Source organism: Allobosea sp. 2KB_26, assembly GCF_052115715.1.
Lineage (GTDB): Bacteria > Pseudomonadota > Alphaproteobacteria > Rhizobiales > Beijerinckiaceae > Allobosea.
The window spans coordinates 1-1030 of record NZ_JBFRHE010000061.1 but is presented as its reverse complement, the minus strand read 5'-3'; the positions used below and the strand labels follow the sequence as shown (position 1 = coordinate 1030).

Sequence of the window (1030 nt, the reverse complement as noted above, 5' to 3'; positions counted from 1 at the left end):
TGTGAGCTCTCAATAGGTTGTCCATCCGGTCCCGAGCGAGGAAGCTGAGGTTGCGAAGCTTCAGAGCCCTCGGGGAGGAACCGGATGAACATCCACAAGAATGCCCGGCTGACGCCGCTGGGTCGAGAGCGGATCGTGCGCATGGCGGCGGCAGGCACGGCCTCTCGCGTGATCGCCAGGGCGGCCGGCGTCAGCCTCAAGACCGTCCATAAATGGATTGCCCGCTTCGCCGCCGAGGGCATGGCGGGGCTGACGGACCGCTCGTCGCGTCCGCACCGGCTGCATCGCCCGACGCCTGCAGGCCAGGTCGAGCAGATCATCGCGCTGCGGCGCCAGCGGCTGAGCGGCCAGGCCATCGCCAGGCAGGCTGAGGTCTCGCCGGCCACCGTGAGCCGGATCCTGCGACGAGCGCGGCTGAGCCGGATGCGCGACCTCGACCCGGCCGAGCCGGCGCGCCGCTACGAGCGCGCCCGCCCAGGCGAACTGATCCATCTCGACATCAAGAAGCTCAACCGGTTCCGAGAGCCGGGGCATCGCGTCACCGGGGATCGCAGCGCCGGCCGCAGCGTCGGGGCGGGCTGGGAGTTCGCCCATGTCTGCATCGACGATGCCTCCCGGCTCGCCTTCGTCGAGATCAAGCCGGACGAGACGGCGCTCAGCGCGGTCGCCTTCCTCAGGGCCGCCGTCGCCTATTACAAAGGCCTCGGCGTCACCGTCGCGCGCGTCATGACCGACAACGGCCCCTGCTACAAAGCCCATGCCTTCCGCCACGCCTGCCGCGACCTCGGCCTGCGCCAGATCAGGACCAGGCCCTACACCCCCAGGACCAACGGCAAGGCTGAACGCTTCATCCAGACGGCGCTCCGCGAATGGGCCTATGCCAGACCCTATCCCCACTCAGATCGCAGAGCCGAAGAGCTGCCGCGCTGGCTCCATCACTACAACTGGCATCGCCCCCATGGCGGCATCCAGGCCAATACACCCATCAGCAGACTCGCTCTCGGCGAGGACAACCTGTTGACGCTCCACA

The 1030-nt window shown here is 68.3% G+C and carries 1 protein-coding gene; it reads left to right on the top strand.

Annotated features, from left to right (window positions below; translation table 11 throughout):
• Positions 1-84: 84 nt before the first annotated feature.
• Positions 85-1030 (top strand): IS481 family transposase (locus AB4099_RS35200; protein ID WP_441481506.1); only part of this gene is annotated, 946 nt, incomplete at its 3' end.